Source organism: Gottfriedia acidiceleris (assembly GCF_023115465.1).
Taxonomy (GTDB): Bacteria; Bacillota; Bacilli; order Bacillales; family Bacillaceae_G; genus Gottfriedia; species Gottfriedia acidiceleris_B.
This window is the reverse complement of the sequence record NZ_CP096034.1, coordinates 1,536,845-1,559,181: the sequence shown is the minus strand read 5'-3', so window position 1 is coordinate 1,559,181 and position 22,337 is coordinate 1,536,845. Positions and strand designations below refer to the sequence as shown.

Here is a 22,337-nt window from a genome sequence, read left to right as displayed (position 1 = left end):
TTAACCCAGAAGTCCTATTTGTTAATTCGAAAAAAAAAATTTTAAATAAATGTAAATGGATCAGTGTGGATCGTTGAAGCGATAATTTCACAAGCTATGTTTTTTTCTTTTAATTTAGTATCTAAAAGACGTTTAACACCTAATTTCATTACTTTTTCAATATTGTGACCGGCATCAACTATATTTAAATTAAGCATTTTCCAATCCTGTGCCACGTGGTAATATATATCACCACTTAAATAAACATCTGCGCCATTTCTTTTTGCATGATAAGCAAACTTATTTCCATCTCCACCTACAATTGCAACTTTTTTTACTCGATCTTTTAAGTTCCCTACCACTCTTACACCTTGTAAATCTAATTTCTCTTTCACATAATGCGCAAATTCTTCTAATGATATCTCTTCTTCGAGGCTTCCGATTCTCCCAATCCCGAATGTTTTGCCTTCATTTTCTAGTGTGTATGTATCATATGCTACTTCTTCATACGGATGAGCTTTTTGCATCACTTTAAGCACTTGTTTTAATTTTAATTGTGGAACAACTGTTTCAAGCTTCACCTCATCAACTTTTTCTAATTGACCCTGTTCCCCAATAAACGGTGTTGTCCCCTCTAACGGCATAAATGTCCCTGTTCCATCCGAACTAAAGCTACAATGGCTGTACTGACCAATATGACCTGCTCCAGCATCACAAATTGCATTTAATACAATTTCAGCATGTGTTTTCGGTACATATACAACTAACTTAATTAATTTTTCTACATAAGTTGGGGCAAGAACACTCGTATTTTCTAATTGTAAAGCTTCGGCTAAAAAATCACTCACACCGTTTTCTGCAATATCAACATTTGTATGTGCTGCAAAAACAGCTAGATCATGTTTAATACAAAGTTCGACAATTTTACCCGGTTCACTGTCTGTATCAATCTTTTTTAAAGGACGATAAATAATAGGATGGTGAGCAATAATAAGATTAGCACCAATTGAAATAGCCTCTTCTACTACCTCTTTTGTGACATCTAATGCAATTAATACCTTTGTCACTTGTTTTGATAATGTACCTATTTGAAGACCATTTGGGTCACCTTCCTCAGCTAAATGCTTAGGGAATAGTTCTTCAAATTGCTGTACTACTTGAAAACCATTTATCGATTTCATGAAAGCACCTCTTTTATCCACTCAAGTTTCTGTTCAACTTCTTTAATTTTCTGAACTGATTCCTCTGTTTGTTTTGCGGATTCAAGTTGAGTTAAAATTCTTTCATAATTCTTTTTTTCATGCTCCCATTTCTTCTTAAATGCATCATTTTTGTTTTTTAATAAGTAAGGACCTATAAATAGCTCCATTTCTTTCTTTTCACTATATGCACTATTTGGATTTGATTGAGAAGCTACTAGAATTTCATAAATTTTTCCATCCTCTTCTAATATATCTTCTTCCACAAGGGAATATCCTTCTTGATCAAGCCAATTTCTAATATGATTTGCACCAATATTTGGTTGCAACACTAATGTTTCAACACCTTGAAGTTTTTCTTTACCTTTTTCTAATATACTAGAAATTAAAGAACCACCCATTCCAGCTATTGTTATAACATCTACTTCATTTGGTACTAAAACCTCTAGCCCATCTCCCATTCTCGCTTCTACAATTCCTTCTAACCCACTTTGACGAATCGTAGATCGTGCTGAATTATATGGACCTTCAGTAATTTCTCCTACAATTGCTGAGGTACATCTTTTATTTAAAACTGCATAACAAGGTAAATAAGCATGATCTGATCCAATATCAGCTAATTTCGTGCCCTCTGGTATGTAATCAAATACTCTTTTTAAACGCTTCGATAAATTTACTTCATTCATAACAAAATCACCATTTCATTTTATTTTCATAACATCATTTTACACTATAGTAGTCAAGAAACCAAAATAACCTCTTCGTAACGAAGAGGTATTTTTATACTTCGAATAAATAGTGAAATGACCCCTTCTAATGAAGAGGTCATTTTATCTGCTTGCTTATTTTTTCTCAGATAACCATTTAGCAACAGCATCCAATTGTGGTCCTTGTAATAAACCAGCTGGCATTCCGCCTTCTTTACCGTTTTTAAGAATGTTTTTGATTTGATCTTCTGAGTATCTTGAACCTACTTTAGTTAAGTTTGGTCCTACAACCCCTTGTAATTGATCACCATGACAGCTAACACATGTTTGAGCATATATTTCATCTGGCTTAGTTGATGCTGTTTGCGCCGGTTTTTTATCACCGTTAGCAATTTCATCAGCCTGTTTTGCTCCTTTTAATGAAATAATTAGCATGACTGCGATTCCTAGTGCTGCAATTAGAGCAAAAGGAATTAATGGATTTCGTTTCATTATGATCCCCCTTATGTAACCCCTTAAAAAAATAAAATTAATGACTATAACATTATTATTGTATACGATTAAAAACAATAAAAAAAGTATTATATTGGATAAATTTAAAAATTGTTAAACGATTTCAAAATTATATAAACCTTCCTACTATAAAGAAATAAATTCTATATAGCATAATTGCAAATTATATTTGTATAAACTCACCTCTTTATAAATGAAATAAGTAAGTTTTTTTAAGAAACCATTTAAAACCATCGTACCCATTAAACTTTAATTTTTTTAATTTAATCATTTTCACAAAAATGCTTAAGCAGAAGATTCAACCCATTCTATTATAAAACTCCAATAAATAATTGCTATTACGATATAGGTAATATGTCTTTTAACCATTTATTATATATTTAGTAGTATTGAACTAATTATAAAAATTATTAAAAAAGTAGGGAAAATGAGTATTTGCAAATTTAAAGACAATTCTGTAAAATAAAGTAAATAGGTATTCAATTGTTTAAAATGATGGAATTACTACTAGCGTCTCCATAATTTATAATAACCATTTTTGCTTATATTATCCTTTGATTCATCTTTAGAATAAATTATTAAAAGATCAACCGTTTTAGCATAACATAGTATGTAGCATAGCACTACAATAATATATTTAGTACCGACATTCGATATATTTTGACAAAATTTTTATTGTGACATTTTTACTAATTAAAACGTTTTCATTTTTTTAGATAAAAAAAAGTTTACCCAATAAAGGATAAACTCTTTTAAACATCCTATTCTAAGAAATCTTTTAGACGTTTGCTGCGGCTTGGATGACGTAATTTACGTAGAGCTTTTGCTTCAATTTGACGAATACGCTCACGTGTAACTCCAAATACTTTACCAACTTCTTCTAAAGTACGAGTACGTCCATCATCTAAACCAAATCGTAAACGTAAAACATTTTCTTCACGATCTGTTAATGTGTCAAGAACATCTTCTAATTGCTCTTTTAGCATTTCATAAGCTGCATGCTCAGCTGGTGAAGTTGCTTCAGAATCTTCAATGAAATCACCTAAGTGTGAATCATCTTCTTCACCAATTGGTGTTTCTAATGAAACTGGCTCTTGAGCAATTTTAAGGATTTCTCTAACTTTTTCTGGTGGTAAATCCATTTCTTCACCAATTTCTTCAGGAGATGGCTCGCGACCTAGATCTTGAAGCAATTGACGTTGAACACGAATTAATTTGTTAATTGTTTCCACCATATGAACTGGAATACGGATTGTTCTTGCTTGGTCTGCAATTGCACGAGTAATTGCTTGACGAATCCACCAAGTCGCATATGTACTAAATTTATAACCTTTACGATAATCAAACTTTTCAACGGCTTTGATTAATCCCATATTACCTTCTTGAATAAGGTCTAAGAACAGCATACCGCGTCCTACATAACGTTTTGCAATACTTACTACTAATCGTAAGTTCGCTTCTGCTAGGCGTCGTTTCGCTTCTTCATCGCCTTCTTCAATACGTTTCGCTAAATTGATTTCATCTTGTCCAGAAAGTAAATCAACTCGGCCAATTTCTTTTAGGTACATACGTACTGGATCATTAATTTTTACTCCAGGAGGAACACTTAAATCATTTAAGTCAAATTCTTCTTCCTTCTCTAATTGAGTTCCTCTAGGTTCATCATCAGCGTCACCAACAATGTCAATACCTTGTTCACCTAGTTGCTCATAAAATTCTTCAAGTTGATCTGAATCAATTTCAAATCCGTTTAAACGATCTGCAATTTCTTCATATGTAATTACACCACGTTTTTTACTATTTTCAATTAATAATGCTTTTACTTGATCAAGTGTTACTTCTGTTTCCGTATCTTTAGAACGAGCCGATTTATCAGCCATCTGTTCCCCTCCTTCGAAAAGTTCGCGAATCATTTAACATATTTCATACTAGATCTTAGCTGTGTGATTTGTTGGAGAATCGTTGCAGCTTTTACAAAATCTCCTTCACGTTCGGCTTTTTTCAGATCTATTTCTTTTTCACGTATACGTTGTTGTTTATCATAGTTGTTTAATGCATCTAAATAATCCTTTAACTCTCGCTCTGTTAGTTCAGGTGCTATCTGTAAATTGACAATTTTTGAAACTACTTCAAGTAACCTTTTTGAAGGAAGGTAATTCATAAATTTACTAATATTAGACTCATTGCCCTCTTCATAATAAGCATAAAGATGGATTATAATCTCGGAATAATCATTATTGTAGAATAGACCCTGATATTGCTGTCTTACTTTTTCAGCCACCTCACTGCTATTTAACATATGAGCTAAAAGTAATTGTTCCGCTCTAACATGTGCAGGAAGAAGTGTCTTAGTAGTAATATCGCGTTTGATATCAGTTTTTACTTCTGTTACATTAGATATACGATTTGCCTGATTACTATATTGTCCAAATTCCTTCTTAAGTACTTCAATCGAGATAGAAAACTCTTTTGAGAGTTGATTTAAGTAATAATCTTGTTCGATCAGTTGACTTAGTTTAGCAATTTCTTGTAGCATTTCTTTTATATACTGAAATTTAACAGTTTCATCTAAAAGATTTTTTCCTTTTCGATGATATTGCATTTTAAAACTCATTAATGATACACTAGCTTCAATAATAGAGGTATTAAATTTTTCTGGACCAAATTTTCTTATATATTCATCAGGATCTAAGCCATCAGGCATTTGTGCAACTTTAATTGTAAATCCTTCTTTTTGAAGAACTTTAGCTGCTTTCTCAGTTGCATTAATACCAGCCTGATCTGAATCATAGCATAGAATAATTTGGTCAACAGTTGTTTTCAAGACTTTCGCTTGATCCTCTGTTAATGAAGTTCCCATGGTTGCAACTGCATCATGGACACCAGCTCTAAACGCAGAAATGACATCTGCAAAACCTTCCATCAAGATTGCCCGATTTTGCTTTCGCATGACATTCTTTGCTTGGTAAAATTGATATAATAATTTTCCTTTATGGAAAATTGAAGATTCAGGACTATTTAAATATTTTGGTGAACCTTCACCCATTATTCTTCCACTGAATGCAACAATTTTTCCTTGATGGTTATGAATTGGAAAAATTAATCGATTTCTAAATCGATCATAGTAATTACCATCACGTTCACTTCGAACAACTAGACCAGCTTTCTCCATGATTGGCATAGGATAGCCACGTTTTTCTAACACCTTAGTAACAGCATCCCAAGAATCTAAAGCAACCCCAAGCTCAAAATGCTTTATTTCCTCTCTAGAAATTCCTCTGTTAAGTAGGTATTCTAATGCTTGTTTACCTTCTGTTGTGTTAACTAATAGATGATGATAGTACTTTTTGACAAACTCATGAGCTTCAAGCATAATGCCTTGCTCAGTAGCTTGTGGATTCTTGACTGTGTCAACTGTATCTGAAGGTAAAGTGATATTTGTCTTTTTTGCAAGCTGATGGACAGATTCTTGAAAGTTAAGTCCTTCAAGCTGCATAATGAAAGAAATCGCATTTCCTCCAGCACCGCATCCAAAACAATGAAAAATTTGTTTTTCAGGAGACACAGAAAAAGATGGTGTGCTTTCTCCATGAAAAGGACAAAGTCCAAAATAATTTCTTCCTTGTTTTTTCAGAGGAACATACTCACTTACTACATCAACTATGTCAACTGACTGACGAACCTGCTCGACAAGTTCATCGGGAATTCTGTTTCCCATACTGACAGCTCCATATACTATTTTATTCGATAAAACTCACTGTATTCCTTCATGATTCGACAAAAATATTTCCATATATTTTATTAAATCATATATGAATTTTAAATTATCAAAAAAGAAGTGCTAAACAGTAGTTCATAAGCATTGCATCCAACTGCTAGTTCTGGTTTTCATTAACCCATTTATTTATCGCTTATGATTAATTTCTACACGTCTTTTGTAATTCCTTCAAAACCTGTATCGATTTATGTAGTTTTATTTCCATCTTTCAATAAACTAGGAAGCACATATTCATAGTTTATTCGTAAGTATAAAAAGTTAAACCTATTAATTAGTTCATTTCATACAATTTTTTATTATAATCTATTTTAATTAGGAAATCTAGCAATAAGTACTAAAGAATGTTAACTTTTACGTAGGATGCTGATTTAGCTAAATTCTTATTAAAAAAAGATGAAAACACATTAGATTCCTCTAATGTGTCAGTCTAAAAAAGATCGATCATCATTTTTAATTTCAAAAAAATTATCTAATCTGCCTATTTTGGTAATAGTAATTTAATATTACATTAGCGGATTCTTCTACTGCCTTACTTGAAACATCTACAACTTTACAGCCAATTTGTTTAACAACATTATTGAAGTGTTTTAGTTCTTCTTCAATTCTTGAAATATTAGCATAACTAGCTCCGTCGTGAAGTCCTAATGAAATTAATCTTTCTTTTCGAATATGATTTAACTTTTCTGGAGAAATCATTAGTCCTATGCACTTTTCTTTTGGAACATTAAGTAGTTGTTCTGGTGGATCAACTTCTGGAACTAAAGGCACATTGGCAACTTTAAATCCTTTATGAGCAAGATATTGTGATAAAGGAGTCTTTGATGTTCTAGATACACCGATTAAGACTATATCAGCTTTTTCAATACCTCTTGGGTCTCTTCCATCATCATATTTAACGGCAAATTCAATTGCCTCAATCCGTTGGAAATAATCTTCATCTAGTTTGCGGACAACACCAGGTTCATTTCTAGGTTCAAGTTTATGAATCGTTGAAATTTTATCGATTAATGGACCGATTAAGTCATATACGATTACACCAGCACTTTGCGATTCCTCTAATAATTTCTTTCTCATATCAGGTTTTACTAATGTAAATACGATAATACCATTATTTTCTTTTGCTACTTGAACTATTTCAATTAATGTTGCATTATCTTCAACGTATGGTACACGTCTAATCTCGAATTTTTCATGAAATTGACTAATAGCTGCCTTTACGACATGCTCTGCTGTTTCACCAACAGAATCTGATACAACATAAACGATTGAATTGCCCATATGTTCACCTCTTAACTTTACTAAAACATATCATTGTTCATTAAGTCTACAATCGCACGAGTAAAATTTGTTTTTGTAAATCGACCAATTACCTCAAGTCCATGCTCACTTTCACGAACAACAGGGACAGCATCAATTTGTTTTTCAATTAAACTCTTAGCTACATTATAAATTGTATCATCTTTATAGCAAATTGTAATGTTTGGCATCCTCGTCATGATAATATCTACGGGTAATGTATGCAAATCTTTATTTCCTATACTTGCACGGAGTAAGTCTTTTCTCGAAAGTACTCCGGTTAAAATCGAATTTTGATCAACAACAAATAAAGTTCCTACATCTTCAAGAAACATTGTAACAATTGCATCATACACTGATGAACTTCGATCTACTACAACTGGAATCGCCTGAAATTCCTTTACAGTCAATTTTTTAATTCTGTCAATGACTTGTGCACCGCTTGTTCTACCTGTGTAATAATATCCTACTCGTGGTCTTGCCTCTAAAAAACCAGTCATTGTAAGAATAGCTAAATCCGGGCGAAGCGTAGCTCTTGTAAGTGCTAGCTTATCAGCTATATGTTCACCTGTAATTGGTCCATTATTTTTTACAATTTCAAGTATTTGAGTTTGTCGCTTTGTCAGTTCGATTTCCCTCACCCCTAACTATCCAATATGTTATACTCTCTAATAAATATTATATACTATTTTTACAATTTAAAAAAGAAAGAAGGAAATAGGTAGCCTATTTCCTTCCTTAGGTTTCTGAATTTTTATCAGTTTTCAGAAAATTTTCCATATTTTTTAATTGCTCTAAAAACTTTCGTGACTTTAAATAGATTCCACTATATTCATCATAGTAAGAAAACAAAATTTGTTGTAAGTTTTTCTTTGTTGCTTCACTAACCTCAATTTTTCCAAGTCGATTTACATCAAAATGATAAAATAATCTCATTAACTTAACCGACTTTTCAGTAACAGAAAAAGCATATGGATCAGTATGTTTACAACGCTGACATAAAAACCCACCTTCTTTAACAGAAAAGGCTACAAATATATTTTCATTTGCACTACATCTACAATTCACACATTGATCAAAAAATGGGTGATATCCTAATACAGGTATCATTTTCGTCATAAATAAATAAGTCAAAACTTCAGCGTCTGCGCCTTCATTCATGTGTTGTAGTAATTGAAGGACCAATTCAAATAAATATGGATTATTTTTTTTCTCTTCAACCGCTTTATCAGTAAGTTCTACAACAATCGAAGCATACGCAGTTGCAACTAAATCACTTCTTAATTCACGAAATGAATCAATCAGTTCTCCTTGACTTAAAGTACCTAAACCAGATCCTTTTTGAATTAAAAACGACCCATATGTAAAGAGTTGTGTAACAGAAGCAAGTCGACTATTCGTCTTCTTTGCTCCTCTTGCCACAACTCCTATCTTACCTAATTCTCTTGTTAAGAGAGTAATAATAACATTTGATTCTCCATAAGCGTTTGCCCTTAATACAATTCCTTCTACACGCTGTAACAATTAACTCACCATCCAATTGGATGAAGGTTAAGTATGTAGGGAATCAATATCAGCTATTTCTTCATCAATGTAACTTTTCTGATCCACATGTTCCTGTTCAAGCTGCTTAAACAATAAATATGTCTCAACATTTCCAGTTTTAGAAAAGACATCCCAGGTAAAATTCAACATTGAGAAACCACCTTTCAAGAATAGCTACAACTCATTGCTCATTACCTATAGCCAATTACTTTCCCTGCTTACTTATAATGTGACCTTCTCTCCCGATTTTCATGTGTATAAAATTTATTAAAATTATAAATAAAAAGCTTGCAAAATCAAGAAAAATATGTTGGGTTTTTTTGAACAAAGGTAATATTATTAAACCTTGATGCTAAGCCCTAGTCCCTTGATTTTTACCTTTTAATACTCATCCTCACGGAAACCTAAATCTCTTAATTGAGACATACGGTTACGCCAATCTTTTTGAACCTTAACCCATAACTCTAAGAATACTTTTGTATCAAGCAAGTTTTCTATATCTAAACGTGCACGCTTGCCAACCTCTTTTAACATGCTACCTTGCTTACCGATAATGATTCCTTTTTGGGAAGACCTTTCAACGACAATTGTGGCATTAACGTATATTGCATTTCCTTCTGGTCTTCTTTCAATTTGCTCAATAATAACAGCAATTGAATGAGGAACCTCTTCTCTAGTCAAATGCAATACTTTTTCTCTTATTAATTCTGAAATGATAAATCTTTCAGGATGATCTGTTACTTGATTTGCAGGATAATATTGCGGACCTTCTGGTAGATAAGTTTTAATAACTTTTAATAAGCGATCGACATTATTCCCTTGTAATGCTGAGATCGGAACAATTTCAGCAAATTGGAATAAATCTTTGTATTTATTGATTAAATCAAATAACTGATCAGGATGAATTGTATCAATTTTATTAATAACTAAAATTACTGGACTACGACTTCCTTGCAGCTTCTCAATAATGAATTCATCTCCACGACCAAATCCTTCATTGGCATTTATCATAAATAACGTAGCGTCAACATCCTTAATTGAATCTTGGGCTACCTTTACCATAAAATCACCAAGTTTGTGTTTTGGTTTATGGATTCCTGGCGTGTCAATAAAGACAATTTGTGCATCATCTTCTGTAAAGACGCCTTGAATTTTATTACGAGTAGTTTGAGGCTTATCACTCATTATAGCTATTTTTTGACCTATTACTCGATTTAGGAATGTACTTTTCCCTACATTTGGTCTACCTATAATTGAGACAAAACCTGATTTATAACTTTCTTTATTCATTCAAATCCTCCGATGTAAATGCTCCTGGCAATAATTCTTTTACTGTTGTTTCTTGGATTGCTCCATTTAAGTTTGATAAATATACGATTGTATCTGGACCACTAAGTTCAAATAAAACTTGACGGCATGCCCCACAAGGAGCAACAGGTCCCTCGGTATCAGCGACTACTGCAACTGCTGAAAACTCCGTAATGCCTTCTGAATATGCTTTAAATAATGCAGTTCGTTCTGCACAATTCGTTAGACCATATGATGCATTTTCTATATTACAACCATGAATAACTTGACCATCCTTTGTAAGTAAAGCTGCACCAACTTGGAACTTCGAATATGGTACATATGCATTTACTCTAGCTTTTATCGCTTCATTTATAAGTTGTTGTTTATCCATTTATGTAGCCTCCTATTATAAGCCCGAACACGAAAGTGGGTCTTATTAACGTAGTATAGTAAAATACGGAAAAAATAGCAAAGCACCTATAATGATTGAAACGATTGCAGCGATTAACACCGCCCCTGCTGCCACATCCTTCGCTTTTTTTGCTAAAGGATGTTTATTAGGTGATGCTAAATCTACAACTGCTTCAATTGAAGAATTAACTAGCTCTAGCGAAATGACAATTGTAATAATAAGTAGTAGGATTAACCAATCTATTCGGCTAATATGTAAATAAAACGCAAGTCCAATTGAAATGAGTGCTGCAAATAATTGGATTTTTATATTCCTCTCATTCTTAATGACGTTAAATATACCACTAAATGCAAAACCAAAAGATTTAAATAATGACGCTCTTTTTTTAGAGTCTTTCAAGGCCATATTTTTCTAATATTTCCTTTTGTTTTGTAAACATCACTTTCTCATCGGCTTCATTCATATGATCATAACCAAGTAAATGTAAACATCCGTGAACTGCTAAAAAACCTAATTCACGGCGGAATGAATGACCATACTCCTCAGCCTGTCTCTTAGTAGTAGGAATTGAAATGACAATATCACCTAAAGTACGTGGTAAGTCCACTCCAGTGATTTCAATCTCGCCTTCTCCTAATTCTTCCATTGGAAATGAAATAACATCAGTAGCACGGTCTTTTTCTCGATATTCTTTATTAATTTCATGAATTCTTTCATCATCTACAAATGAAACTGCAATTTCAACTTCACCCGTAACACCCTCATATTCAAGTGCGCACTCTAGTAAACCCTTTATATCAGATTGCTGTTCTTTAGTCACTTCATTTGTTTCATCTATAAAATCAATTTCTAGTTGAACCATTTTCTCACCTTATCTTTCATCTGGATACTGTATTCTTGAATGGAAAGTTCCTTTTAAAGTCTCACACAATGATTTCTCAACAATATGTAATTCTTTTAAATTTAATTCACACATTGCAAACTGACCATCATTCAAACGGTCATGCATAATGGAAGAAACTAATACCTCGATTTTTTCCATATCTGGGTCCTTTAACGAACGAACTGCTGCTTCAACACTATCAGCAATTCCTACAATTGCCGATTCCTTTGAATGGGCTTTTGGACCTGGATATCTAAAATCACTTTCTTTAACGTCAGGATTCGTCTCTTTTTCCTTATAATAAAAATACTTTAATAAAGTTGTACCATGATGCTCCGCTGCAATATCAATAATATCTTTTGGCAAATTATATTTTTTTAGTATTTTTACTCCATCACTTACATGCCTTAAAATGATATCTTTACTTTGAATCGGTTTAATACGGTCATGAGGATTATGACCACCCATTTGATTTTCTATAAAGAATCCTGGATTATTCGTTTTACCGATATCATGATAATATGCTCCTACCCTAGCTAACAAACCATTTGCACCGATCGCTTCACAAGCACCTTCAGCTAAATTTGCAACCATTATACTATGATGGTATGTACCCGGGGCTTCTAATAAAATTTTTCTTAATAAAGGATGATTTGGACTACCTAACTCAACAAGTTTAAATGAGGACACCATTCCAAACGAATCTTCTACAAAAGGTAATATCCCCATCGTAATGACACTTGATAAAACGCCAGAAGTAAGTCCCATCAATAAATATATCCCGATTTCTACTGATGAATATTGACCATTCCGAATTAAGATTAAAGAAAACAGAGTAGCAATATTAACAAGCGAAATTAAAAATCCTGCATGGAGAATCATTGAACGCTTATTTTTAACCTCATTTAAAAATAAAACGGTGATTGAACTAAATAAAATATAGATTCCAGTCGAGTAATTAATTGCGCCATTTACATCTTCGTTAAACATTAAACTACCGCAAATAGAGAAAATAATCGACGAAACCATTAAATATCGATTACCTAATAAAAACTTTATCAATAAAGTCCCAATCGCAACTGGAGCTACATATACAAGGCCAGAAAACTCAACTTTTTGAAACAAGCTTACAATTTTCAAAATTAAGATGGTAAAAATTACAATGCTATAGTATGTAACGATGTATATATTCCCTTTTTCTTTTAAAGCTGCAGTTTGCTTCAATACAAAGTACGCCAATACTCCAATTAATAAAATTAATCCAATATACGGTTGAATCGACTGTTTGTTTTTTATTAAGCCAACTAATTTTAATTGATCATATTTTTCCTTTGTAATGGTCTCTCCGGCTTTAACTAAGACTTGTCCTTGTAAAATATAAACACTATCTACACTTTCACTTTCTAGACGTTTTCTCTCTTTTGTCTCCTCTGCATCAAAAAAGTAGTTTGGCACTATCGCAAACTCACCAATTGAGATCATCGCATCCTTTAGTGAAGGATTAACGCTTACATATGATAATTCGTTTCGAAGCTTTCCACGAGATTCTTCAATTTGGTTCGTCGTAATTTCCTCAGACATTACATTGTTAATAGCCGTATTTAACGAAGCTTTCGTAATATTTAACTGTTCTTCTGACGATCTAACTAAAGTGCTAAATACACTATCTTCTAAGTTTTTACGAATATCATCAGGTAGCTTTTTCTTAACATCACTTGTTTCTTTATCAATTAATGCTTGTCCTGTAGGATTATCACTCTTTGCATTTTCATTTTTCACTTCTGTTACAATATCAAAAATTGAATTTACAATGTCTATCCGTTTTTGTGTATAACTTTCCTCATATTTATATACATCCTCAACTCTTGCTGCAGCCTCAAGTCGCTTTTTAGCCGTCGCTCCTTTGTCCTCAATCGTGATAGGTGAATAAATATTATCATCAGCAATTGATAATAGCTGAATGTCGTATTTTACCGGTCTAACATGACTAACTAAAAGAAGAAAACTTAATAAGCTGAATGCAATAGTACATAGTAATATGACAAGAGTTTGATTCTTAAAACGCTGAATTAAAGCTTGCAAACTATTCATTGTTTCCCCTTTCTAGAAATGCACCTCATCATAAAAATACGAAATGACCCTATCAATGTAGGGTCACTACGAATCATTCTTTTGCTAAATCATAAGCTTGAATAATTTTTTGTACTAGTGGGTGACGAACTACGTCAGTTTGTTCTAAGATTGTCATACCAATGCCCTCAACACCTTTAAGTGTATTTTGAGCCGATATTAAACCTGACTTTACTCCTTTAGGTAAATCAATTTGTGAAGGGTCACCTGTAATAACCATTTTAGAGCCAAATCCTAAACGGGTCAAAAACATCTTCATTTGAGCCATTGTTGTATTTTGAGCTTCATCTAAAATGACAAAGGCATCTTCTAAAGTACGTCCCCTCATATATGCTAAAGGTGCAATTTCAATCGTTCCTCTTTCAATTAAACGCAGAGTATGCTCTTGTCCTAAAACATCGTGTAGAGCATCGTACAATGGTCTTAAATATGGATCAACCTTTTCCTTTAAATCTCCTGGTAAAAATCCTAAACTTTCTCCAGCTTCCACAGCAGGTCTAGTTAAAATAATTTTACTTACTTTATTATTTTTTAATGCTTGAACAGCCATGACAACTGCAAGATATGTTTTACCTGTACCAGCAGGCCCAATTCCAAATACTAAATCATTTGATTGTATTGCACGAAGATAATGTCTTTGCCCAAAAGTCTTAACACGAATTGGTTTTCCTTTTGAATTTTTAATAATTTCTTCGTCATACAACCTAGCAAATGATGACAACCTTCCTTCTTTAGCCATCTGAATTGAGTACGTAACATCTCTCGATGTAATACTCACTCCATTTCGAATAACCTCTAAAAGAGCTTGAATGATTTGCTCAACAGTTTTCACATCTTCATTCGTACCTGAAACTTGTACAGATTGACCACGTGACACAATCTTAACATCAAGCAAATTTTCAATTATTTCTAGATGCTTATCGTTTGTACCAAATAAGGCAATTGCTTCGTTTGGATCCTCTAGTTGTTGATTAATCGTTAGTAGTTGTTCTGGCATTACTCAGTCCCCTTGAACAATAGTTTTCGTTTTTGTGATATCTTCTAAAACTTTATAATACATTCTTAAATTAACTTTACCATTGTCTATTGACTCGTGCAAAACTTTTTCTTGTAAAATTTTGGCATCTGGACTTAACTTTTTCATTAATTCCTTCTTACCGATTTGTTTTCCAAGTTGAGCAGCCTGTACTTTAGAGTATGTTCTTACATATTTTTCACTTTCAAGAGTTGTTTTTTTACTAAAAAAGATTGGCAATTTCCATTTTAAAAATTTAAATTGATACGAACTACTTTCATCTTCAAAAGACTTATATTTATTCTTATCAAAACCCCAAAATTTTATTTGATTTTCCTTAGTTCCAATATAATAACTAGTTTTCCTCTCTCCTGTAAGCACCGTAAACGGAGTATCTAAAGGAACACTAATTATTTCCTCTCTCCAAACTTCCCCCATGATTTTGCCAACTGCTGGGACTAAAATAGGATGTTCTTCCGTTCCGATTATTCCAGATACTAATATTTGACCTTTTTTCACAAAGTCATTCTTTACAACAAGTGGTTTCCCCTTTTCAACAAACATACTTGAAATAACAGCTTCTTCACGTGCAATAATATGACGTGGACTTAACGCCTTCTCCGGCTTAGGTATATGCTTTTCAACTACTTCAAAATGAAAGGTAGTCCCATTTAATTGTACACCAATCCAGGTTAATGTTGGATTATCATCTTGTAGCTTTTTTTGAATTGTTTGCATTCTAGGTAAAGTAAATTGAGATGCGCCAGTCTTAACACCCATCGCAGTTAAATCTTTCCGAAGTTTATATTCCACTTCAGGCGAAGCACCCTTTATATCAATTCGCCAAACCATATTTGAAAGTAAAAATAATACAACTAAAAAGCCAAGAACTCCTACTACAAATCCAAAATACTTCCATGCTCGTCTAACTTCAAAAGGCAGACCCTTCCTGCCAATAAAATAAACCTTATACTCTTTTTTACGAGGAATATTCTTGATCCGTTTATAATCTTTCAACTCAATTGTAAACGTAATCGAATTGGTACCACTTTTCTTCACATCACGAAGTGGAATCCCTTTTCGCATACAATCATTTAAAAAACGTTCTGGTCCAAGCCCTATCACTTTTACTTGAACCATCCCCGTAAGATTTGAAGTCCATTGGTTTTTCATCCTAATCCCCCATGTTCATTAGACTGATCATGGTGTAAGTTCTAGATGCTATTCATTAATAAAATATACATGCTCAATTTCGCCTTCCAACAAAATCTCCTCAGGCAACATCGTCTTCAAAACAAAATCTTTCCCTTTAATCAACAACTGCCCCTGCTTCATTAACAAACGTAATTCATTGTCTGAATACACAAGTAACCCTCTATGGTTTTCAATATAAATATGTAGTTGACCTAACATCGTAATACGTGGCAATTCCAATAATACATCTGGTGGTAAGTCCATCTTACTTGACATCCATGTTTTTAAATTATGCGCTAATCTTTTCAAGATAGACTCCTCCCCCTTTCATATCATATTTATGATGAATTTTGAGAAGGTATGATATAAAAAGAAAATGGTAAAGGAAATTTAAGATGAATATTCGGATTTTATAAAGGTGTAGTTTATTGCGGGAGAAGGTGGGCATTATGGCTAATAGGGTCTTTGCTCTGCGGAAAATCAAGGAGCCAACTGACTTTAACAAGAGCCCTCTTTTCGTCTTATGACATAGAAAAAACCGAGAACAAATAACTAGTCTCGGTTTAAATTTATATACGATTTTACATCCTTCTTTGAATTGTAACATCTTGATAAACATCTTGTTTTCCTTGTGAAGTAGCAACCCACCAAAGAACCCCTTGTGTGAGAAAGAACAGACTCCACATTACTACAAGACCGATTGAAGTTAAATCACTATTCCCATCACTGTAAATCCCTTTGACTGTAACATAAGTGATGAGTGCACTCACGATCAAACCCACCAACTTAATTGGTAACGGTCTTTTAGCCATAGTTGTATCTATTTGTGGTGAATCATTTGTTTCTGTTATGAATGGTTTTTTATTTAATCTAGCATAGTCATGAACCCCTTGCTTGATCTCATCTTGTAGTCGTTCTTCGTCACCTATTGCCATCTCTTTCGTAATAAAGATTAATGTAAATGCGAATGGTACGACAATTATTAACCAACCTAAAGCAAATGCTATTCCCCCAAGATCATTGTGTAAGTCCCCGAACGGTATCATGATTCATCTCTCCTTTACCAATAGGCGATAAACAATTACATTGTTCATCTGAATTCATCATACCGAATAAGATTAATTTCATATGTGATGTACATCACACATTTAGTCAAATATAGAGTAAAATATTATTAATTTTTTCATTGACCCTTTTGATTTGAATTTTCTCAGGATTGGGATTATGCACAATTAAAAGGAGTTAGTAGTTTACAGCCAAACCGGATAAGTGGCGCTCTATAAAAGGATAACGTTTACACCATGACTGAGTTTGGTGCAGATGTAGGATTATGGATAAGGATTTTAGGACAAATTAGGTTAATTTTTTGGGGAACCGAACTGTTTTCGTGAAAATTTAAGTAGATTTATGTGATTTATTTGTCGGAAGCATCATTTGAGGAGTTAATTGCAGTATTGATTTTTTTATTTGCAGTTTTAGAAATTTAAATGCAGTTTCGTTAAATTTATTTGCACATCCCAAGACTTTAATTGCAGTAACTAAAATAACAAAAAAATAAACGTCTATAAATAGACGTTTATTTTAACAGACTTGCTACAGCTTTATTCACAGAAGAGCCATCAGCTTGTCCTTTTACTTTAGGCATAACTGCACTCATAACTTTCCCCATGTCAGCTTTTGATGTAGCACCGACTTCTGAAATTGTAACACGTACAATTTCAAGAAGTTCCTCTTCAGATAATTGTTGAGGCAAGTATTCTTTTAGAATCAGTAACTCTTGCTTTAATTTATCCACAAGGTCTTGACGACCAGCTTTTTCGAATTCCAGGAGGGAGTCTTTACGTTGTTTCACTTCACGAGTTAAAATTGTTAACTCTTGATCAGCTGACAATGTCACATTATTCCCTAAGCTAATTACTTCATTTTGTAATGACGCTTTCACCATTCGAATAACTGCTAACTTGTCTTTGTTTTTTTCCTTCATCGCTTGTTTCATATCTGAATTCAAACGTTCGAGAAGACTCATAGTAACACCCTCTCTTAGAATTTACGTTTTCTCGCTGCCTCTGATTTTTTCTTACGTTTTACACTTGGCTTTTCATAAAATTCGCGTTTTCTTGCTTCTTGTAGCGTACCAGTTTTAGAAACTGAACGTTTAAAACGACGAAGAGCATCTTCTAAAGATTCGTTTTTACGAACGACTGTTTTAGACATCTTACTTTTCCCTCCCTCCAAGCTACCACTTACAATCAATAAAACACTGCAAAAAAGAACACTTTTCCACATGTCTTTTACGATTATAATACATAAACTATTGATAGGTCAACAGGTAAATGTCAAGTTTGAAACTTAACACACTTTGCCACTAAAAGGAATCAATAGCCTTCTGTTGCTACGTTTCCTTGGACAATCGTTATTCCATTACTTGTACCAATTCGAGTTGCTCCGGCTTTAACCATTTCATTTACACTTGCTAGATCACGAACTCCTCCAGAAGCTTTAACTCCGATATCAGGTCCAACTGTTTTTCTCATTAATGCTACATCCTCAACAGTTGCACCACCAGTTGAAAATCCTGTAGATGTTTTAACGAAATCTGCTCCAGCTTTTACAGAAAGCTTAGAAGCGATTTCTTTTTCTTCATTCGTTAATAGACTTGTTTCAATAATTACTTTTACTAATGCTTTACCTTTTGCTGCATTAACAACCGCTGCTATATCTTGTTCAACAGTATCGTAATCCTTATCCTTTAAAGCTCCGATATTGATTACCATATCTACTTCACCTGCACCATTTTCAATGGCATTCTTTGTTTCAAATGCTTTCGTTTCTTTTGTATTCGCACCTAAAGGAAATCCAATTACAGTACAAACTAAAACCTCAGAGCCCTTTAATAAGCTTGCACAATGACTTACCCAAGTTGGATTCACACAAACCGAAGCAAAATTATGTTCTTTTGCTTCTTGACATAATTTTTCAATTTGAGATTTAGTTGTTTCAGGTTTTAAAACTGTATGATCAATCAATTTATTGATATTAGTTGTCATTTTGTAGTGCTCCTAACTAATGTTTTTTTCAAAATTTCTGTTGTAATAGACACTGAAATATCAGCATTTTATATTATTTGTTTTTTGATTTTTAATTATGTGAAACTAAGCTTAAAATTTAAAAACTCAGCCAAAAAAATCAAAGCATCAATTTTATAAAGATGCATTTGAATTTTTTTCGACTGTTATATGATTATCTTTTACTTTAAGCATCATGAAGAATGAAATTGCAATAAAGAAACCTCCATACAAGAACATGAACTTGAATCCAATTAAATCCATAATAGCACCTAATAATGGTGGTGATATAATATTGGCAATCGATGAAAATAAATAATATAAACCAGTATATGTTCCAATAAATCCAATCGGTGCCATCTCGGCTAAGAAAGGATATGAATTTATATTTACTAATGCCCATAAACATCCCATAATCAAAAAAACTATTCGAATGAATACTAAATCCTTTAAGAAAAATAAAACAATAAATCCTATGATAATTCCAAATATACCAATTAATATGCTTCGTTTCTTACCAATTTTTGTTCCAATAAACCCGGCAGGAATGGCAAAGATTAAAAATGCTAAAGATATGAAAGCAAATGAAAACGCTGCTGCACTAACTTTTACCCCTAAATAAACCTCCCCATAACGTGTAAAAAAGGTTTCAATTCCATTAAATCCCGTGAACCAACTAAGAATTGCTAATAATAGAAATAATGCACTTTTATTCTGAATGGCTGAACGAAAACCTTCTCTTAATTTTACCTTTTCTTCAGCCTGCTCATAATTTAGAACATCTCTTTTTTCTCTAATAAAGGAAAAAAGAATTAAAAAACTAAATAACATTAAAAATCCAGCCAAGTAAAAAGGAAATCCTTTATTTAGATCCCACAAAATTGAACCAACAAAGAATGCAATTAAAGCACCAATTCCCCCCATAAAATTAATGACACTATTGGCCTTGCTTCTTAGTTCAACTCTTGTTAAATCAGGCATAAGTGCTATAACTGGAGAACGGAAAATACTCATACTTAAATTCATGAACACAATAAAAAAGATCAACATAATAAGTGTTTTATGCACTGGAATTAAAAAGGTAAATAATGCAGCAAGTGGCATACCGACTATTAAAAATGGCATTCTTCTACCAAATCGTGTATCTAAACGATCACTATACATTCCAACGGCAGGTTGTAAAAATAATGCAAAATAATTATCAAATGTCATAATAAATCCGATTAAAGCAGATGACTTTAAATAATCGCTTAAAAGCTTTGGCATAAAAGCATTATAGACGGACCAAGTAAGACTGATTGCAAAAAATCCAAATCCTAATAGCATAATCTTTTTGTAATTTAGTTTAGTCATTCAAATTTCTCACTTCTTATCTGACTAAAAACATTTTCTAAATATGTTTGATCCAATGACACAATGATCCCCCCTTATTCTCAGTATAGTAAGCACTCCAATCAAATATTTACCCTTTTTTCAATTTTTATAAAATATTAATTTTTTAGTAAAAGTTTATAAAAATAGAGGTTGTTTCATTATAAAAGGAGCTTTAAACCGACAAAAAACCTAGTGTAAACACTAGGCATTTTCTGTAATCATTTAAATAATTTAAAAAGTACAACCGGCAATAATTCCTCAGGCGGCCACCAATTAAAAAAGATAATAAGTAAATCAGTATTCCTCAAACATACCTTTTTTACTAGCAGTTTACATTCTTTCTTCTAAGGCTTTCGCAGTATTACTTGTTACTACTTCCTTCTCATCCTTCAATGTACCAAAAATCCCATCAAAAATAGGTGTCGATACACCATACCAAAAGTTTTCATTTTTAAAATGATGCAGGATATGTAGCTTTTTAATTTGTTGTCCTACTTTCGTTATTGGTTTAATTGGCCTGTGAGCTACATAATGCTTCCATTCGTACACTAGTAACATAAAAACTAAACCTGAACCAAATGCGATTGTTTGAATTGAATCTTTCGATATCAAAAAATAGATTATACAAAGTGATCCTAAATTCGGAATGCTATACCATATCGGTAAAAATAACAATTTCAAATCATCTGGATACGTGTGATGATCATAATGAATTCTTTTCATGAATTTAAGTAATAGTTTATTTTTCGGTGCCTTTATATGAAAAATGAAACGATGAGTTACGTACTCACTAAACATAAAAAAGATTAATCCTATAATGAAAATTAAGACAGTAAGCCATGATAAATGAAATCCTATACTATAAATAATTCCAACTAAAAAAAGTACCCCCATCACAATAATATCGAAATGAAGAAAAAAGTTTCGATATAGTCCCTTCATAAAATTCCCCCTTATCTATACCTAAATTATCTTAATATCAATTTATATTTCAATCTTATTTATGAAATTCCTTTTTAAGTTCTACTCAAGTTGATTATTAATTTTGAATAAAGCACTGGTCGGTGAGGATAATAAAAATGATAACCAAAATTACGTAAAAGGGAGATCTATATGGAAAAAAGGAGATATTATGTATCCGTTCAAGCAAAAACAATTGTTCCAAATCAAGGGGACGCACCTTATGAGTTAGAAATCGATGCTACGATTGATGAAAAACATAGACTCGAAAGAATTTTCCATCAGATTGACAGTTATGATGAAGCAGCAGGGATTCAAACTGCTTTCATCATTCCAATCACTAATTGGAGCCAAGAAAACAATGATGGATATGACTATTTTTTAAAACAAGCCTATGCAATGATTTATGAATTAGGTACTGAAGAAACACGTGCTCATATAAGCCAAATGAAAATTTTAAAATAAAAAGAAAGCTCAAAGAGCTTTCTTTTTATTTTAAACATCGATTACTTTTGTTTTTGCAATTAAATCATGTAGTGTTCTTCGTTCAGACGAAAAAATGAAAAACGGATCAATAAATGCAACCAAACCTACAACTAAAGAAAAATATGGTATTTTTATGTATCCTAAGAGGAAAAAAATTTCTCTTATTATCATCGTCTTTAAATTTACTTCTTGATCATCGTTCTTAACGATTGCAATATTTAACCAACGCTTTCCTACTGTTTGCCCTTTCCAAACAAACGTAGGGATCAAAATATAAAATATAATGACACAGATAATGGATAGTAGAGAAGTACCAATATCAATTTTTTCTACTCTAGTAGGATTAAAAAATGTTGAAAACTTTGTCATTCCAGTTATAATCGATATGGCAAAAATAAAAAGAAAACTAATAAATCCATCAACCAATATTGCTAATAACCTACTTGATCTACTTGCTAATTTAGAATACGATTCCAATAAAATCTCCACCTTTGTTTCTAAGATGTCCTTA

25 protein-coding genes are annotated in these 22,337 nt (G+C 32.6%); 1 reads left to right on the top strand and 24 read right to left on the bottom strand.

What is annotated here, in order from left to right:
• Positions 1–41: 41 nt before the first annotated feature.
• The 23 genes from MY490_RS07350 to MY490_RS07240 form a co-directional block, all read right to left on the bottom strand.
• Positions 42–1,160, bottom strand: a complete 1,119-nt coding sequence (locus MY490_RS07350; RefSeq protein WP_248268638.1) for a Nif3-like dinuclear metal center hexameric protein — start codon at positions 1,158–1,160, stop codon at positions 42–44.
• On the bottom strand, positions 1,157–1,864 hold the full coding sequence (locus MY490_RS07345) for a tRNA (adenine(22)-N(1))-methyltransferase (RefSeq protein ID WP_248268637.1): 708 nt from the start codon (positions 1,862–1,864) through the stop codon (positions 1,157–1,159). Before MY490_RS07345 ends, MY490_RS07350 begins: the two co-directional genes overlap by 4 nt.
• A gap of 156 nt (positions 1,865–2,020) precedes the next feature.
• Complete coding sequence (gene cccA / locus MY490_RS07340) at positions 2,021–2,377, bottom strand: cytochrome c550 (RefSeq protein WP_025671599.1); 357 nt, start codon at positions 2,375–2,377, stop codon at positions 2,021–2,023.
• A 782-nt stretch (positions 2,378–3,159) separates the two neighbouring features.
• Positions 3,160–4,278 (bottom strand): RNA polymerase sigma factor RpoD, encoded by a 1,119-nt coding sequence (gene rpoD, locus MY490_RS07335; protein WP_248268636.1) that lies wholly within the window; start codon positions 4,276–4,278, stop codon positions 3,160–3,162.
• A gap of 29 nt (positions 4,279–4,307) precedes the next feature.
• Positions 4,308–6,116: a DNA primase gene (gene dnaG, locus MY490_RS07330; RefSeq protein ID WP_248268635.1), complete on the bottom strand. Its 1,809-nt coding sequence runs from the start codon at positions 6,114–6,116 to the stop codon at positions 4,308–4,310.
• A gap of 525 nt (positions 6,117–6,641) precedes the next feature.
• Positions 6,642–7,454 carry a pyruvate, water dikinase regulatory protein gene (locus MY490_RS07325; protein WP_248268634.1) on the bottom strand — a complete coding sequence of 271 codons (813 nt, stop codon included), beginning with the start codon at positions 7,452–7,454 and terminating at the stop codon, positions 6,642–6,644.
• 20 nt (positions 7,455–7,474) lie between these two features.
• Complete coding sequence (locus tag MY490_RS07320) at positions 7,475–8,113, bottom strand: transcriptional regulator CcpN (RefSeq protein WP_069034171.1); 639 nt, start codon at positions 8,111–8,113, stop codon at positions 7,475–7,477.
• 97 nt (positions 8,114–8,210) lie between these two features.
• Positions 8,211–8,996, bottom strand: coding sequence for a DNA repair protein RecO (gene recO / locus MY490_RS07315; protein WP_248268633.1), 786 nt, complete (start codon positions 8,994–8,996; stop codon positions 8,211–8,213).
• Positions 8,997–9,023: 27 nt separating this feature from the next.
• Positions 9,024–9,167, bottom strand: a complete 144-nt coding sequence (locus MY490_RS07310; protein WP_069034173.1) for a YqzL family protein — start codon at positions 9,165–9,167, stop codon at positions 9,024–9,026.
• A gap of 231 nt (positions 9,168–9,398) precedes the next feature.
• Positions 9,399–10,307 carry a GTPase Era gene (era, locus tag MY490_RS07305; RefSeq protein WP_098428879.1) on the bottom strand — a complete coding sequence of 303 codons (909 nt, stop codon included), beginning with the start codon at positions 10,305–10,307 and terminating at the stop codon, positions 9,399–9,401.
• Positions 10,300–10,698, bottom strand: a complete 399-nt coding sequence (locus MY490_RS07300) for a cytidine deaminase (protein ID WP_248268632.1) — start codon at positions 10,696–10,698, stop codon at positions 10,300–10,302. The genes era and MY490_RS07300 overlap by 8 nt, the downstream gene beginning before the upstream one ends.
• A 45-nt stretch (positions 10,699–10,743) precedes the next feature.
• Positions 10,744–11,124 (bottom strand): diacylglycerol kinase family protein, encoded by a 381-nt coding sequence (locus MY490_RS07295; RefSeq protein WP_248268631.1) that lies wholly within the window; start codon positions 11,122–11,124, stop codon positions 10,744–10,746.
• Positions 11,105–11,581 (bottom strand): rRNA maturation RNase YbeY, encoded by a 477-nt coding sequence (gene ybeY, locus MY490_RS07290; protein ID WP_248268630.1) that lies wholly within the window; start codon positions 11,579–11,581, stop codon positions 11,105–11,107. The genes MY490_RS07295 and ybeY overlap by 20 nt, the downstream gene beginning before the upstream one ends.
• Positions 11,582–11,590: 9 nt before the next feature.
• Positions 11,591–13,693, bottom strand: coding sequence for an HD family phosphohydrolase (locus MY490_RS07285; protein WP_248268629.1), 2,103 nt, complete (start codon positions 13,691–13,693; stop codon positions 11,591–11,593).
• A 73-nt stretch (positions 13,694–13,766) separates the two neighbouring features.
• Complete coding sequence (locus tag MY490_RS07280; protein ID WP_248268628.1) at positions 13,767–14,729, bottom strand: PhoH family protein; 963 nt, start codon at positions 14,727–14,729, stop codon at positions 13,767–13,769.
• A 3-nt stretch (positions 14,730–14,732) separates the two neighbouring features.
• Entirely contained in the window at positions 14,733–15,920 is a 1,188-nt protein-coding gene (yqfD, locus tag MY490_RS07275; protein ID WP_248268627.1) for a sporulation protein YqfD, read from the bottom strand.
• Positions 15,921–15,968: 48 nt separating this feature from the next.
• Positions 15,969–16,217 carry a sporulation protein YqfC gene (gene yqfC, locus MY490_RS07270; protein WP_088011443.1) on the bottom strand — a complete coding sequence of 83 codons (249 nt, stop codon included), beginning with the start codon at positions 16,215–16,217 and terminating at the stop codon, positions 15,969–15,971.
• Between the two features lie 305 nt (positions 16,218–16,522).
• Positions 16,523–16,987 (bottom strand): hypothetical protein, encoded by a 465-nt coding sequence (locus MY490_RS07265; RefSeq protein WP_248268626.1) that lies wholly within the window; start codon positions 16,985–16,987, stop codon positions 16,523–16,525.
• A 530-nt stretch (positions 16,988–17,517) separates the two neighbouring features.
• Positions 17,518–17,967 carry a GatB/YqeY domain-containing protein gene (locus MY490_RS07260; RefSeq protein ID WP_069034181.1) on the bottom strand — a complete coding sequence of 150 codons (450 nt, stop codon included), beginning with the start codon at positions 17,965–17,967 and terminating at the stop codon, positions 17,518–17,520.
• Between the two features lie 14 nt (positions 17,968–17,981).
• Positions 17,982–18,155 carry a 30S ribosomal protein S21 gene (rpsU, locus tag MY490_RS07255; protein ID WP_003152957.1) on the bottom strand — a complete coding sequence of 58 codons (174 nt, stop codon included), beginning with the start codon at positions 18,153–18,155 and terminating at the stop codon, positions 17,982–17,984.
• A gap of 161 nt (positions 18,156–18,316) precedes the next feature.
• Entirely contained in the window at positions 18,317–18,988 is a 672-nt protein-coding gene (gene deoC, locus MY490_RS07250) for a deoxyribose-phosphate aldolase (RefSeq protein WP_248268625.1), read from the bottom strand.
• Between the two features lie 153 nt (positions 18,989–19,141).
• Positions 19,142–20,359 carry an MFS transporter gene (locus tag MY490_RS07245; RefSeq protein WP_248268624.1) on the bottom strand — a complete coding sequence of 406 codons (1,218 nt, stop codon included), beginning with the start codon at positions 20,357–20,359 and terminating at the stop codon, positions 19,142–19,144.
• A gap of 351 nt (positions 20,360–20,710) precedes the next feature.
• Positions 20,711–21,322, bottom strand: coding sequence for a sterol desaturase family protein (locus tag MY490_RS07240; RefSeq protein WP_248268623.1), 612 nt, complete (start codon positions 21,320–21,322; stop codon positions 20,711–20,713).
• A 171-nt stretch (positions 21,323–21,493) separates the two neighbouring features.
• Here MY490_RS07240 and MY490_RS07235 point away from each other — a divergent pair, with 171 nt between their 5' ends.
• Positions 21,494–21,805, top strand: a complete 312-nt coding sequence (locus MY490_RS07235) for a hypothetical protein (protein WP_025568175.1) — start codon at positions 21,494–21,496, stop codon at positions 21,803–21,805.
• A gap of 30 nt (positions 21,806–21,835) precedes the next feature.
• On the opposite strand, the gene MY490_RS07230 is transcribed toward MY490_RS07235, so the two are convergent.
• Positions 21,836–22,303, bottom strand: coding sequence for an RDD family protein (locus MY490_RS07230; RefSeq protein WP_248268622.1), 468 nt, complete (start codon positions 22,301–22,303; stop codon positions 21,836–21,838).
• Positions 22,304–22,337: the final 34 nt, after the last annotated feature.